Origin of the sequence: Halomonas sp. SIMBA_159 (genome assembly GCF_046536035.1) — a bacterium.
Classification (GTDB): domain Bacteria; phylum Pseudomonadota; class Gammaproteobacteria; order Pseudomonadales; family Halomonadaceae; genus Vreelandella; species Vreelandella venusta_A.
The window spans coordinates 1-334 of the sequence record NZ_JAWJBT010000227.1; the positions used below are offsets into that span (position 1 = coordinate 1).

The window sequence follows — 334 nt, forward strand, 5'->3', positions numbered from 1 at the left end:
GGACACTTTGGGGACGAGTCGGAAAAACTTAGACGCAAACAAGAAGACCTTTCACAGCTTTATGAATTACAAGGAAGCAAGATCGAGCAGTTAAAGAAAAAGTATGAAGTGTTAGCCAGGGAAAAAGGTGAAAATTCAAAAGAAGCCTTACAGCTTGCGACAGTAATCAATAGAGAAGTAACCAACCATAATCAGCTTGAGCGTGCTCTTCGATCAACTACCTTACAAATAAATACACAAAATTCAGCTTGGACAAGAGCCGGAAACAGCTTGCAAGAATATGGTGAACGTCTTCAATCAACTGGAAACAAGATGTCAACAATCGGAAAAGTGG

The 334-nt window shown here is 40.1% G+C and carries 1 protein-coding gene; it reads left to right on the top strand.

Going from position 1 to position 334, the window contains the following annotated elements:
* A partial coding sequence (locus R0J87_RS19090) for a hypothetical protein (protein ID WP_498888207.1) occupies nucleotides 1–334 on the top strand: 334 nt, incomplete at both ends.